General features: G+C 39.5%; 10 protein-coding genes. 8 read left to right on the top strand and 2 right to left on the bottom strand.

Annotated features, from left to right (window positions below):
• Positions 1-56: 56 nt before the first annotated feature.
• Positions 57-803, bottom strand: a complete 747-nt coding sequence (locus tag ACWF5P_RS12675) for an SDR family oxidoreductase (protein ID WP_260358921.1) — start codon at positions 801-803, stop codon at positions 57-59.
• A 184-nt stretch (positions 804-987) separates the two neighbouring features.
• On the opposite strand from ACWF5P_RS12675, the gene ACWF5P_RS12670 reads away from it, so the two are divergent.
• The 4 genes from ACWF5P_RS12670 to ACWF5P_RS12655 all read left to right on the top strand — a co-directional run bounded on the left by ACWF5P_RS12670 (position 988) and on the right by ACWF5P_RS12655 (position 6,590).
• Entirely contained in the window at positions 988-1,533 is a 546-nt protein-coding gene (locus tag ACWF5P_RS12670) for a TetR-like C-terminal domain-containing protein (RefSeq protein WP_101222270.1), read from the top strand.
• A 223-nt stretch (positions 1,534-1,756) separates the two neighbouring features.
• A complete protein-coding gene (locus tag ACWF5P_RS12665) occupies positions 1,757-2,419 on the top strand; it encodes a hypothetical protein (RefSeq protein WP_230176868.1) in 663 nt (220 codons plus the stop codon).
• A 912-nt stretch (positions 2,420-3,331) separates the two neighbouring features.
• Entirely contained in the window at positions 3,332-6,076 is a 2,745-nt protein-coding gene (locus ACWF5P_RS12660) for a DUF3289 family protein (RefSeq protein ID WP_452444928.1), read from the top strand.
• On the top strand, positions 6,069-6,590 hold the full coding sequence (locus ACWF5P_RS12655; RefSeq protein WP_434167229.1) for a hypothetical protein: 522 nt from the start codon (positions 6,069-6,071) through the stop codon (positions 6,588-6,590). The genes ACWF5P_RS12660 and ACWF5P_RS12655 overlap by 8 nt, the downstream gene beginning before the upstream one ends.
• 663 nt (positions 6,591-7,253) lie before the next feature.
• Here ACWF5P_RS12655 and ACWF5P_RS12650 read toward each other — a convergent pair.
• Entirely contained in the window at positions 7,254-7,745 is a 492-nt protein-coding gene (locus tag ACWF5P_RS12650; protein WP_057277227.1) for a hypothetical protein, read from the bottom strand.
• 613 nt (positions 7,746-8,358) lie between these two features.
• Between ACWF5P_RS12650 and ACWF5P_RS12645 the strand changes: the two genes are divergently transcribed.
• The 4 genes from ACWF5P_RS12645 to ACWF5P_RS12630 form a co-directional block, all read left to right on the top strand.
• Positions 8,359-8,700 carry a hypothetical protein gene (locus tag ACWF5P_RS12645; RefSeq protein ID WP_101226114.1) on the top strand — a complete coding sequence of 114 codons (342 nt, stop codon included), beginning with the start codon at positions 8,359-8,361 and terminating at the stop codon, positions 8,698-8,700.
• Between the two features lie 181 nt (positions 8,701-8,881).
• A complete protein-coding gene (locus ACWF5P_RS12640; RefSeq protein WP_157831185.1) occupies positions 8,882-9,157 on the top strand; it encodes a hypothetical protein in 276 nt (91 codons plus the stop codon).
• Positions 9,158-9,766: 609 nt separating this feature from the next.
• On the top strand, positions 9,767-10,855 hold the full coding sequence (locus ACWF5P_RS12635) for a glycosyltransferase (RefSeq protein WP_434167227.1): 1,089 nt from the start codon (positions 9,767-9,769) through the stop codon (positions 10,853-10,855).
• Positions 10,856-11,322: 467 nt separating this feature from the next.
• A partial coding sequence (locus ACWF5P_RS12630) for a hypothetical protein (RefSeq protein WP_452444927.1) occupies positions 11,323-14,615 on the top strand: 3,293 nt, incomplete at its 3' end.

Raw genomic sequence — 14,615 nt, 5'->3', positions numbered from 1 at the left:
CGACAGCCTGAGCTTTAGAAAATGAATAGCGCTAGTTTTATCTCATCTTGTAATTATTACCAAGGTTGACTTGTTGGCCCAATTGTAAACTCATTAATGTTCGTATCTTTTGGCTGATCAACAGCGAATGCCACAATATTGGCAACTCGATCAGGTGCAATACCATATTGTTCGTACAACGCAGTCATACCTTCTGAAATATTCTTATCAGTAATCGTATCCAACAATTCCGTGTTAATCGCTGCTGGATAAATAGTTGCTGTGCGGATGTTAGTACCTTCTTGGGCAGATTCCATACGCAAAACTTCCATTAAATCACGAACAGCCCACTTTGTTGCGCCATAAACCGCACCGCCTGGGTAAGCTTTAAGCCCAGCTACTGATGAAGTAGTGATGATATGTCCAGACTTTTGCGATGTAAATGTTGGCAATACTGCGGCGATACCATTCAATACACCTTTAATATTAACGTCAACCATACTGTTCCATTCGTCAGTTTTTAATTCGGAAAGTGGTGAATTAGGCATTATTCCAGCGTTCAAGAAGATTACATCGACACCACCAAAAGTGTCTTTAGCTTGTTGAACAAGCTGATGACTATCATCTGGATTAACAACATCTGTGACGCGATAAGCAGCTTGTCCACCAGCTTTTTGAATTTCCTCAGTCAATGCTTTTAATTTGTCTTCGCGACGAGCGCCCAAAACAACTTTAGCACCTTTACTGGCCAATAATTTTGCAGTTGCTTCACCAATTCCAGATGAGGCCCCAGTGATTATAATTACTTTGTTTTCAATTGTCATTTCGTATCATCCCTTCACGTGAAATAAAACTACAATTGATGTTTTCTCGACATCTGTCTATAATTTAAAATATAAATATATACAAAACAAGGCATATAAATCGTTAATTTAATCAGTTTTGATGTTTAAACAACAAATCAATAAAAATTGTTGACTATCTCAGTGAAAGTATGGTGTCAATAACATGGCAAAAGTGGATAGAAGAATTGTTAGAACTCAAGATGCAATAAAAAAAGCATTTCTTGAATTGATGTCAGAAAAAAATTTCGATAGCATTACCATTCAGGATATTTCTGACAGGGCAAATATTAACCGTGCAACGGTTTATCTTCATTACTTGGATAAATTTGATCTGTTGGATAAGATCATAGAAGAACATATAAATAACATGGTTAACCTTTGTGAGACGGAAGCTGAAATGGATTGGATTGAATCGACTGTACACTGCATGGAATATCTTGAAAGTAATTATTTATTTTTTTCGACGATGTTGGTGAGTGAAGGAGCTCCGTACTTTCGCAGCCGGTTTGTTCAGCATAATATCGAAGAGTTCAAAAAAGACGTCGATATAACAAAAGGAAAAAATTTTGGTCAAAGCGAAGATGTAGTTGTTGAATTTGTTGCAAATGCTTACGTAGGTGTAGTGGAATGGTGGCTAAAAAATGGCATGCCTTATCCACCAGAGGAAATGGCAGAAAAAGTGGGGGATTTATTAGAGAGGATTTTATAGATTGTATCGCATGATAAATCTACTTTAGCTGAATGTCGGAGCTGTATTTAAGGCAGCTCTTTTCTTATGGATTATTGGAAACGGCATTAGCGCCTCTGGTAAAGATGACCTGCTTGGAATCCTTTTCGGGTACTTTTTTGTATGCTTCGGAGATCGTTTAGGTATAAGGTTTGGTATAATTGGTTGAAGTATGATGGAAAAGTTATAGAGATGAGGAGAATATTTGAAAAAAGCATCACTTGTTTTATTTTCTATTTTATTATTGGGGTTATTGGGTTGTGAAGCATTAAACACGGAGAACAAGAAAGCCAATTCGGAAGATAAAATAGTCAAAGAAGATGAAGAAAAAACAGTCAAAGAAGATGAAGAAGTCAAATCTCTTTATACGGTAGACAGCTATATGAAGTCAGTCGAAGAAAACCTTGAAGCAAAATCGGAAACATTTATCAGTAATATAAAGGAGCTACATAAATACACCATTTACTCTAAAGTGGAATTATTGGATTTTGTAGCATTTGTAGATGATCCTTCCGAGTTTAACTTATCCATTACTATGTTCTCAATGGATAGACAGGCTAATGAAGTCTTTAACGAGGGTAAGGATTCTACTATCTTTGCAGGTAGTAAGGGTATGATTGAAAATGTAAGATACACCCACCTTTTAGGTAATCAAACAGGTGACTTTTGGGATTTCTACGAAAAAAATGAAGAAGAAATTAACCTTGCAGAAAAACAAGCGTTTGCTACTTGGGTCGCAGATTGCTGGAAAAAAGCAGATGGACAAGCAATAACATTGCCAGCCTACTTTTCTCTTCACGATGATTATGAATCCTTTGATTTAAAGAAAAATCAGTGGGTTACAGATGATGAGAAATGGTCTTATTGACACATTAAGGAGGGGCCTTTATCCAAATTGTTCCTCATATGAGTAAAGACCTTCAATTGAAGGTCTTTTTTGTTCATTCATCGGTTACATAGTAAACCTGCAATGGCTAAAGAAATGAACCCTAAAATTGTACAGAGTGTGGTATCTAAAATAAAGTCACGTTGTTTATAAAACCTGCGATATTTTGAATAAAGTCGCGATGTTTGCAAAAAAGTTACGATGCTTTGCCCCTTTGTGGTTATCTAAAGGGGTTTTCTTATAGGAAAAGGAAAGTACATATGAATCAAAAGGTGGGTTAAAAGAAAATTGGCTATATATTGGTTCAATCTCTAAAATAAGATCATTAATTCATAAGTCTGATAAAAATATATAGGAAATCCTTACCTTATATTCCATATTTTTAATCTGTAAACTAATACTTAGTTGAAAAAATTATTTTTAGGGAGGAAAGGAGAAAAAATGAATTTATCCCTCAAGGAACTATAAGAGCTGTTACTGTTTATTTTATGCTCTTCAATGCTTTTTGCATTTTCGCCACAGTCTTAGGAACAAAAAGCATCATCCCCTGACACGTTTCATATAAACGGTTGAGGAGCTAAACGGGATTCATTCATTGGTTTACAGTCCGAAAATCTATTGGATCAAAGATTTATTTATGTTCGGTTAATTTAAAAAGACAATGAACTAGGTGTCTTTCTGATTTATTAAATTTCAGAATATTCAGCATTATTTTCGTTTGGAGTAAATTCCTATTTATGCTTTTGATAGGTACTAACTAGTTGCTATTAGAAAATAACAATTGTAAAGGAGTTGATTTAATGACATTAACTCAAGGATTTTGACAATATTTCTTTGGATGGGAACCATACGTAAATAGGTTAACTTAATATTTTTATAGAGGTGATTATCAAGTTGAAAAATAAAGTAAAAAGTATATTGAGTTTTTTATTGATCTTTGCAATGATTTTCGGCGGAATTGGGCAAGCGGCGGTTGCCAAGGGTAATAACTCTAGTGAGCAAAATGTAAAACAATGGTTAAGTGAATATGAATTCTATGAGGACACCAGAATTGCGAAAATCTATGATCAGATTGCAATAAATGAATTAAAGCGTTTCGCGACAGTCATAAAAGAAACTAATGCTAAGTTTGATTCTAAACTGATAGCGGAATTTGATGAAATCGGAGACTTTAAACAAAAAGATTTTAATGAACTTGATGTACTTCAACAATTGATTAACCAATATGAACAAGCTGTTCAAGAGGAGTATATACATGAGTCGGTTCTTAAAAGTGATCGGCTCTTGGAAATCAAACATAAGTTAACCATATGTCTATGGGGGTATGTAACAAAAAACGATTTTAATGAACCAACTGAAGTATTACTTGCAGATATACTCTTTAATTTTTATTTATCGGATAAAATTGTCAATAAAAATGCTATCGGCATCTTAAAGGATATCTCCGATCAAGCAGATCACAAAGGAAATAAACTAAAAGCTCATTTGAATAACGCTGGTAAAATGTCTGAAAAAGGTAATGAGTTTCTAGAAAAAGATCTAGCTGTCCCTGCATCAAAATCCTATCAAAATGCATATAAACAAGTGTTATTCGGACTTGAAAAAGCAGGCTATTCATTTAACACAGAATTCTTTGAATCTACCTCTGAAACGGATGGTGATACTTTAACAGATGGAATAGAATTCCTAGAGGGAATGAATCCATTTAAAAAGGATACAGATGGTGATGGATTGCAGGACAATATTGAATATGAGGTCAAATCATATATTTCCCCGACAAAATATGATTCAGATCGTAATGGCATAAGTGATGCAGATGAAGATATCGATGAAGACGGCCTGATTAATAAAGACGAGCAAGCTAATCAAACAAATTTGATTAAAGGAGATTCAGACCAAGATGATTTAACTGACGGATTTGAAGTACATCAGTTCGATTCATTACCTAATAAGTATGATACAGATAACGATGGGTTAAGTGATGGAGATGAATATGTTTTAAAGACAAATCCGAATGCTGCAGACGGCGACAATGACGGAAGCGAGGATTCACAAGAACTCTATAAACAATCGATTAGTAAATCATTGATTCAGCCTGATAAATCAGAAATTAAAAGCGTAGAAGTTGGGTTTAGTGCAAAGGATAATATTAATAAAACGACTAGAATTAGCAGCACAAACAACATAAATATTAAAACAACTAATTTACACGGTATTATTGGTTCTCCTGTAAGCATCAATACGCAATCAGAATTTGAGAAAGCAAGCATTCAGTTTACGTATGATGAAGCGAAGCTCGGAGACACGTTGGAAGATGATCTAGCCATCATTTGGTACAATGAAGACGAGGAAATGTTTGAAAGCATTAACACTGTGTTAGATACAAGTAAAAATACAATAAGTGTGGAAACTACTCACTTTGGTGAATATCTGGTTGTTGATAAGGCAAAATGGTTGGAGCTATGGAATAGGGAAATAGACTACTCAGGGACGCATGATGTAAATAAAGATCTGCTTAACAATCTTGCAACGAAGACAGTAGGTGATGTAGGAAGAGATGACGAAAATGGTATATCAGGTGATGTAGAAATTGATAAAACAGATTCGGACGGGGATGGCTTATACGACAGCTATGAAATTGAAGGAATGAAAACACCGTACGGTATAATTTACTCAGATCCTAACAAGAAGGATAGTGACGGAGATGGATTAACCGATGGGCAAGAAATGGGGCAATTAAAATCATTCACGGTAGAAATTTTTGGAGTTAAAATTCATTATGAAGGTTTCTTTCCAACCAGTTTCCCTGACCGAAAAGATAGTGACGGAGATGGAAAGTTTGATAATGAGGATTTGAGACCGTTGTACTCTGATTTTACCGATACAGAAATTTATCAATCAGATAGACCAGAAGGCTATGATGAAAATGGAAATATAGCGAATGATATGAAAACAAATGATTATACAGAAGATGAAATAAAAGATATTAGCTGGATGTTCAGATTCCAATTACTTGAATCTTATTTCCCAGGTATTCTCTTTTATGAGTTCGAGGATATGACAACAAGCTTGTTTTCCATGGGAGATATGGAAGAGGTTATTTTAGATATGATTAATCATTTTAAAGTGGGAACTGGTAAAGAGTACAAAAACCAGACTTTAACTAAAGAAGCAAGTGAGCATGAAACAACGAAAGCCTATGTTGAATTTGTCAAAAATGCCTTAGTTGATGAGCTAAAGAAAAATGGAGGTAATTTGGCAGCACTTAAGATGGATAAAAGTACAAAGAATACAAATGAATTTTATAATTTGATACAGAGAAATGCTAGTTATCCGACGTTTAGCACCTGGAGTGATCGAGTAGGTGGACTTACAATTACAGTAAATGATACTTGGGGGAATACGGTATCCGTAAAAGATTTTTCTGTAGAGAATAATCACTTTAAAGGAGTCATGCGTGTTCGTTTATATGATCATTTTGGGTTGGATCGGCCAGATGTTGAGAAGGAGTATGTCAACTTAGCAGGATTCCGTTCCTGGTTTGTCTTACAGCATTATGATGAATATAATGGCAAATATAAGCCCTTTGTTACTGTAATGGAAATGGATGTACCATTTGAGGGGAAATTGAGTGATTAAAGTTAATTTGAAAATTATAGTTTTAATGATTTGTATATTCTTAATTCCATTAAACTTAATTGGATGTATAAAGAATGAGGAATCAAGTGGGGAAACAAAGATTTTCGAAATTGAAAATACAGAAGAGATCTTTGGTAAAAAGGATGAAGAAGAGGTGACTGTTAAAAAGCATTATATGATTCTAAATCCACCAAAAGATTTAATAGAATTGAAAGAAATAGTTGAAAAATACAGTAAGGAACATCCAGTTGAAGAAGAAATAAAAGTAATGGAAGGAAAAAACAGGATTTTTGATATATCCTTTTATAGGGAAAGTGAGGATTTGCCAAGAGACTGGCAGCTGGATGAAAGTTACATGAATACAGATCGGCTAGAACATCATAAGAATGATCTAATTGCATATATAATTTGGTCAGATGCTGAAACACAAAAAGAATACAATGTTTATGATAAAAATAAGGAAGGAAAGGTAATCAATAGTGAGCATTTTATTGAGGATCAGCTTGTTGAGTGATACTCTATCCATACCCCGTAAAGGGATAAAATGGAAATTACCTTTCTTAGTGAACTAATGGTTGGCTTTAGCTGAAGAATCTGAGCTGTCTTTAAGGCAGCTTTTTCTTATGGAACTAAAGGGGCAGGTTAGTTCAACAAGGACTTTACCAATATTTGTAGAATGTTCTTTGTTACAACCAATTTTAGGAGGGGGTAACTTGAACAAAAACAAAGTAGGATGGTTGTTTTTAGGGCGTTGAATTTTTTAGGGATAAAAATCGCTGACGGTATTACAACAACCGCAAGATGGAACCAGTATGGAACATATTTTTATCTATGGAGTTTAGTACCATTAACATTAACTATCTTCTGTTATCGTAAATTTTTAAAACTTGTACCAACTATTTCAAACTAATATATTTGAATAGCTGTCTTTTAGGACGGCTTTTTTTATTTATTGTTAAGATTGTGAAAGAGTGTACTTAAACTAATGGGTGCTTTACTTCATTACCAGGAGCTGATCAGCAGCTCCTTTTCTTATGCAACTAAAGGGGCAGTTTAGTTGAAAAAGGAATATTAATTTTATTGGGTTATGGAAAGAACAAAATATAATAAAAAACTCGCCAAAAACTGAACGAGTTTTAAATACCTATTTTTATTGCTGGTTGAAATAATAATGCGCTCAACATAAAACGATTATACGATAGGGTGTGGTTTGAGCAGGGATACTTCTTGTGGCAGGTCCATAGAAAACAATTAAATCTCGGTTCGCTGGATATCTTGAAAAGAGTTGCCCATTTGTTAATAATATTTGGGTATAAGGAGATAATTTTAATTGTAATTGTCCATCACTACTCACCAATTGGTTATTAAAATAATCAACTTTTACATTCTGATTTGGGTTATCTTTTACCATGACAAGCGCTTGATATTGTGGAGGGTAAATAAGAATAGCAGGTAAATCTCCATCATAATATCCTGTCACGCGATCTCCTACTATGACCATTTCATGGTCAACGAAGTAAGTTGAGGGTGAAACCACGAAATTTACTATTGAACCCAATTCATTTTCTATTGTAAATAATTTATAACAACCTTCTCTTTCACCATTTTGACCTGTAAAAAAATCACTAATCACCGTGACAGTTCCATGAAATGAATAAAAAGTTGTCATACAATACCTCCAAAATTAAAAGATAGGGGCGAACTTTTATTTTGAGACTATTCGAGATAAGGCTTTTTTAGAATTTTAGTATAATGTAGGGATAGGAGGACAGGTAACAGCATCTATAAGTCTTGGGTCAATACCGTAGAATTGCCAGAAAGCACCGTTCCATCTATATCCAGATACTTCTCCATATTCCACACGAGTAGGGTAAAACCAAAATTGTCTGCCATTTATAAGCCATACATAAGTGTTTTGATATAGACAGTCGACGATATAGGACACAGAAGGTTTTGGTGGAATGAATGTTGGAGGAGGGGATTGTGGACTCATTGTCCCCTGGCGTGGGAAATATCTCATGTGATTTCACTCCTTTTAGTTAGGTTCTCAACATTATATGTTGAGAAGAAGTAAAAGGATTATATAACGTGAAAACTAAAGATTGTGAAGTAATGTACTTAAACTAACGGGTGCGTTAGCTGAAGACCGGAGCTGTCTTTAAGGCAGCTTTTTTCTTATGGAACTAACGGGGCAGTTTAGTTGAATAAGAAAATGTTATAAAATAGAGAGTTGAAAGGTGATGCGGATAGTAAGTAATTCAGTTGATATAGGGGATGTTTATATGAATTGGAACTGGAATGAAACCACTATAGATTTTCCATTCTCGTCCAAAAACTTAAAGAACTTGTTAAATACCGTATGTAGAAAAGAAAACAGATTTTCACAATATGAGTTAATTAAGTGGTGTGATAACCTCACAATGGCTTTTGAGGAAGATGAAGCTGGAGAATTTAATGAATTTGATGAAATAGCTTTTGGAATAGCACGAGATATTGAATGTCAATGGGATTTATTTTTGGTAAATACTTACTCATTAAAAGAATTGCTGAACTTAGACCTCTCAAAAGTAAAGTTACCTCAAGATTGGTTTATAGAGTGGTTAGAGCAATTAAACGAGAAATAAAAGGTAACTACTTATTCAGATAACAAGGTACTTTACTTCTAATAAGGGAGTTGCTTTTGCAGCTCTTTTTCTTATGGAGCTAAAGGGGCAGGTTAGTTGCATAAAGGGATGGAAAATCGACCCAAATATAACTTGTTTTATGTTAAAGTTTAAGAAACATAACTTTTCAAAGGAGCTCATTGTGCAAAAGACATTTATTATTGTTTCTTATTTGTTATTCCTTTTTCCTCTAATGTTCATTGTGAATTTTCTGTTTGATATTGTTACACTCGAAAAGATACAAGGATTGCCTATATTTTTTCCTTTAGTATTTTGTGCTATTGGTCTTTTCTTCGCTTTAAAAGCACATAAAATACAAAAGGATGTTTTGACGCTTGGTGCTATCATTTTAAATTCGGTCTTATTAATGTTTCCTTTTGTATATATGATTTTAGGAACATTTTTATTTGGTGTTTAAGTTTATATAATACCGAAGACCTTTCTTCAATTAACAGATGTTCGGACGAGTTAAGGTTGGAGTGTTTAGTAGGGAGAGGGCTTCTTATAGGAATATCAAGTAGACTGTATTCTATGAAAGAAACAGTTTCTTGTTTTCTCATGATATCTTTACTTGTTGTTTAAGTATTGAGATTTAAACAGGTGACTTTAAGAAGAAAAAACATATCCCCTATCAAATATTTGTATTGATTTGTATATTTTGTTTATTACCATTAACTAAATTTATACTGTATAGTTCAATTCATTTTTGAACAATTTCAATAATTTTGTGAAGTTTTATACTTAAACTAATGGATGCTTTAGCGCCATAAGAGGGCTGCCAATTGGCGGCCTTTTGAATGTACGATCATTAACATAATCATACATTTGGTGTTTACTAATATAAACAAATTAGAGTCCTTCAGCAAAGGAATTGTAACAAAAGATGCGTTTGCAAAAAAAAGATCTTAACTTTCCTGCAATTGACGATTTTCCGTGGTCATGTCTTGAATTTAATTAGGTCATACTTACGCTATCTCCAGGCACTATAGAAGGCAGAAACTAATATGCTGTTATTGGAGGTGGTTTAATGGGCGGGATTTCAATTAGTTTATGCATGATTGTAAAAGATGAAGAAGATTCACTTTCTAACTGTCTTGCTTCTGTAAGGGAACTAGTCGATGAAATTATCATCATTGATACAGGATCAAAAGATAACACGAAACAAATTGCCTCAGCCTTCACTGATCATGTTTATGATTTTGAATGGATCGATGACTTTTCGGCTGCGAGAAACTTCGCTTTTTATAAAGCGACAAAAGAATATATATTTTGGCTTGATGCGGATGATATTTTAACTGAAGAGAATCAGGAGAAATTTTCAACCCTGAAAAAAGAGCTTCCTCCTCACTTCGATTCTGTCATGATGTTTTATCATCTTTCTTTTGATGGGAATGGAAACCCTAGCTTCAGTTCCAGGCGGAACCGGCTCGTAAAACGGGAAAAGAACTTTCAATGGATAGGATTCGTTCATGAGTATCTTGAAGTAACCGGACTCACATTTCAATCGGATATTGCCATACATCATAAAAAGGAAAAAAGCTTTAATGATCGTAATTTGAGAATTTACAAGAAGCTCCTTCAATCAGGAATTGATTTTTCACCGCGCGACAAATATTACTATGCGAATGAATGCAATGACCATGGTTTATATGATGATGCCATCAAGTGGTATCGTAAATTTCTTGAAGAGGGTAAAGGATGGAGTGAGGATAACATTCAAGCATGCGGCAAGTTGGCGGACTGCCATATTCAATTTAAAGATTGGGTTTCAGCAGTCCAGAGCTGTTTAAAGTCTTTCGAGTACGATACACCAAGAGGGGAAATCTGCTGTCGGCTCGGATACATCCATTTGGAGCAACATGATTATGAACGCTCCATATTCTGGTACAATCTAGCAACACAAATAGAAATACCTGAAACAAAAAGCCCTTTTATCGAGCGGAATTGTTACACATGGCTGCCGCACATTCAGCTTTGCGTATGTTTTGACCGCATCGGCAAGCTAGAGGAATCAAAAAGACATAATGAGTTAGCTGCTGATTACTTTCCAGATCACCCTTCCATCGACTATAACCGCAGATACTTTCAGAGTATCGAAAAAAAAGAAAAAAGCTGATCCCTTGAACGCCAAGGGATTAGCCTTTTTTTGCTTCTCGAAAAGTTAATTTGGATCTTTTAATCGTAAAAATGGGGATGATTCCACTAGCCATGCAGAAAACTGGAAAAAGAAGAAATACGAATGCTAATGGTTTTACTCGTTCGAGAATTTATGAATACTGAAACTACTTAATGTAGGTTTCAGTTTTTTTTTAAGCAATCCAAGAAAAAAATACCCTTATTTAAGGGCAGAATAGCTCTATAAAAATATTGATTATCCTTAGACTAAATAAAAAATACAGATTGATATTTTCCTTATTTTTGTATAACACAAGGTATTTTACAAGGACAAAGGGTTTGTGCCGTTTCACTGTTGTTGCAAATTTCATAAAGTATTATAAGGTTCTAAAGCCAAATTAAAACACCTAGTATTTGGAGAAAATTAAATTCATTTGTATTTTTATAAAAAAGTAGGTGGAACAAAGTATGCCAGAATTCTTTGATGAAATAACATCTCAAAATGCTTCCTATGCCAACTCCATTAATATTCCCACTTCGTCTGCTTATCAATTTTTTGGTCAAGTTGGCCTTAATGTTAGCGAAGCAAATCCAACTTCAATGATTCGTGTTCAATTTGATGGGATCATCACCTTAAGAGTAAATCCACAAGCCAGCGTTCCTGTGAATTCTATTGAAATTAAAATTGTTAGAGGGACCAATCCTAATGCTAATACAATTTTTACCGGTATTAAGACTATTGTACTTAATGGCTCTGAGGTCGGACCTCATGAGTACTCATTTTCAGCTGCAGATTACAATGTCCCCAAAGGTTCAGGATCTTTAGTATATACAGCTTTTGTTCGTAACATTACTGGTTCAGTTGATACAGATGTAACGCGTGTTGGTCCAGAGAGCTTTAATGCGATAGCTGGTGGAATTACAGGGACAACAGGAGCTACGGGTGCCACAGGGCCAACAGGGCCAACAGGGGCAACCGGAATCACAGGCGCAAGGGGAGCCACAGGAGCCACAGGAGCGACAGGGGCCACGGGAGATCCAGGCGCAACAGGAGCCACGGGAGATTCCGGTGTAGCAGGAGTGACAGGAGCAACAGGAATTACAGGGGCCACGGGAGATCCAGGCGCAACAGGAGCAACAGGAGCAACAGGAATTACAGGAGCCACAGGAGCTACGGGTGCCACAGGAATTACAGGAGCCACAGGAGCTACGGGTGCCATAGGAATCACAGGAGCCGCCGGGGATCCAGGTGCGACAGGGGCTACAGGAGCCACCGGAGCGACAGGAATTACGGGAGCCGCAGGAGCAACAGGAATTACAGGAGCCACCGGAGCGACGGGTGCCACAGGAATCACAGGAGCCACCGGGGATCCAGGTGCGACAGGAACCACAGGAGCCACAGGAGCCACGGGAGATCCAGGAGCGACAGGAGCCACTGGAATTACAGGGGCCACGGGAGCTACAGGAATTACGGGAGCTACAGGAGATCCAGGAGCAACGGGAACTACAGGAGCCACGGGAGATCCAGGAGCAACAGGAGCCACGGGGACTACAGGAGCCACGGGAGATTCCGGTGTAGCAGGAGTGACAGGAGCAACAGGAATTACAGGGGCCACGGGAGATCCAGGCGCAACAGGAGCAACAGGAGCAACAGGAATTACAGGAGCCACCGGAGCTACGGGTGCCACAGGAATCACAGGAGCCACCGGAGCTACGGGTGCCATAGGAATCACAGGAGCCACCGGGGATCCAGGTGCGACAGGAACCACAGGAGCCACCGGAGCCACGGGAGATCCAGGAGCGACAGGAGCCACTGGAATCACAGGAGCCACGGGTGCTACAGGAATAACAGGAGCCACGGGAGATCCAGGTGTGACTGGGGCAACGGGAACTACAGGAGCAACGGGAGATCCAGGAGCAACAGGAGCCACAGGAATTACAGGAGCAACAGGAATTACAGGGTCATCGGGAGATCCAGGAGCAACAGGAATAACAGGAGCTACAGGAATTACAGGAGCCACCGGAGCAACAGGAATTACGGGAGCAACGGGAGATCCAGGTGCGACAGGAGCCACGGGTGCTACAGGAATAACAGGAGCAACGGGAGATCCAGGTGCGACTGGAGCAACGGGAACTACAGGAGCAACGGGAGATCCAGGTGCGACAGGAGCCACGGGTGCTACAGGAATAACAGGAGCCACGGGAGATCCAGGTGTGACTGGGGCAACGGGAACTACAGGAGCCACAGGAGATCCAGGAGCAACAGGAGCAACAGGAATTACAGGAGCAACAGGAATTACAGGGTCAACGGGAGATCCAGGAGCAACAGGGGCAACAGGAGCCACGGGAGATCCAGGAGCTCCGGGAGCCACAGGAACTACAGGAGCCACAGGAGCAACAGGAATTACAGGGGCCACGGGAGATCCAGGAGTAACAGGAGCAACAGGAATTACAGGAGCGACGGGTGCAACAGGAGCAACGGGAGCAACAGGAATTACAGGAGCAACGGGAGCCACAGGAATTACAGGAGCCACGGGAGCCACAGGAATTACAGGGTCAACGGGAGATCCAGGAGTAACAGGAGCAACGGGAGATCCTGGGGCAACAGGAGCGACGGGAACTACAGGAGCAACGGGAGCAACAGGAATAACAGGAGCCACGGGAGATCCAGGCTCAATAGGAGCAACGGGAACTACAGGGGCCACGGGAGATTCAGGCGCAACAGGAGCCACAGGAACTACAGGAGCTACCGGAGATCCAGGCGCAACAGGAGCAACGGGAACTACAGGAGCAACGGGAGCCACAGGAATTACAGGAGCTACGGGAGAACCAGGAGCTACCGGAGCAACAGGAGTAACGGGAGCAACAGGAGTAACGGGAGCCACAGGAATTACAGGAGCCACCGGAGCCACAGGAATTACAGGGGCCACGGGAGATCCAGGAGCAACAGGAGCAACCGGAATTACAGGGGCCACGGGAGCCACAGGAATTACAGGAGCCACAGGAGATCCAGGAGCCACCGGAGCAACAGGAGCAACAGGAGTAACGGGAGCCACCGGAGCCACGGGAGCCACAGGGGAAACAGGAGCCACAGGGTCAACGGGAGCCACAGGAATTACCGGAGCCACGGGAGCCACAGGAATTACAGGGGCCACCGGAGCGACAGGAATTACGGGAGCCACGGGAGATCTAGGAGCCACAGGAGCAACCGGCGCAACAGGAGTAACGGGAGCCACCGGAGCCACGGGAGCCACCGGAGCCACGGGAGCAACAGGAATTACAGGAGCCACAGGAACTACAGGAGCAACAGGGGCAACAGGAGCCACGGGAGATCCAGGAGCTCCGGGAGCCACAGGAACTACAGGAGCCACAGGAGCAACAGGAATTACAGGGGCCACGGGAGATCCAGGAGTAACAGGAGCCACGGGAACTACAGGAGCAACGGGAGATCCAGGAGCCACAGGAGCCACAGGAGCCACAGGAATTACAGGAGCCACAGGAATTACAGGAGCCACGGGAGCAACAGGAATTACAGGGGCCACGGGAGATCCTGGGGCAACAGGAGCGACGGGAACTACAGGAGCCACGGGAGCCACAGGAGCCACGGGAGCCACAGGAGCCACAGGAATTACAGGAGCCACAGGAATTACAGGAGCCACGGGAGCCACAGGAATTACAGGGGCCACGGGAGATCCTGGGGCAACAGGAGCGACGGGAACTACAGGAGCCACGGGAGCCACAGGAGCCACGGGAGCCACAGG

The sequence above is a fragment of the Peribacillus sp. NPDC055009 genome (genome assembly GCF_053608705.1).
This window is presented reverse-complemented; position numbering and strand designations above follow the sequence as displayed.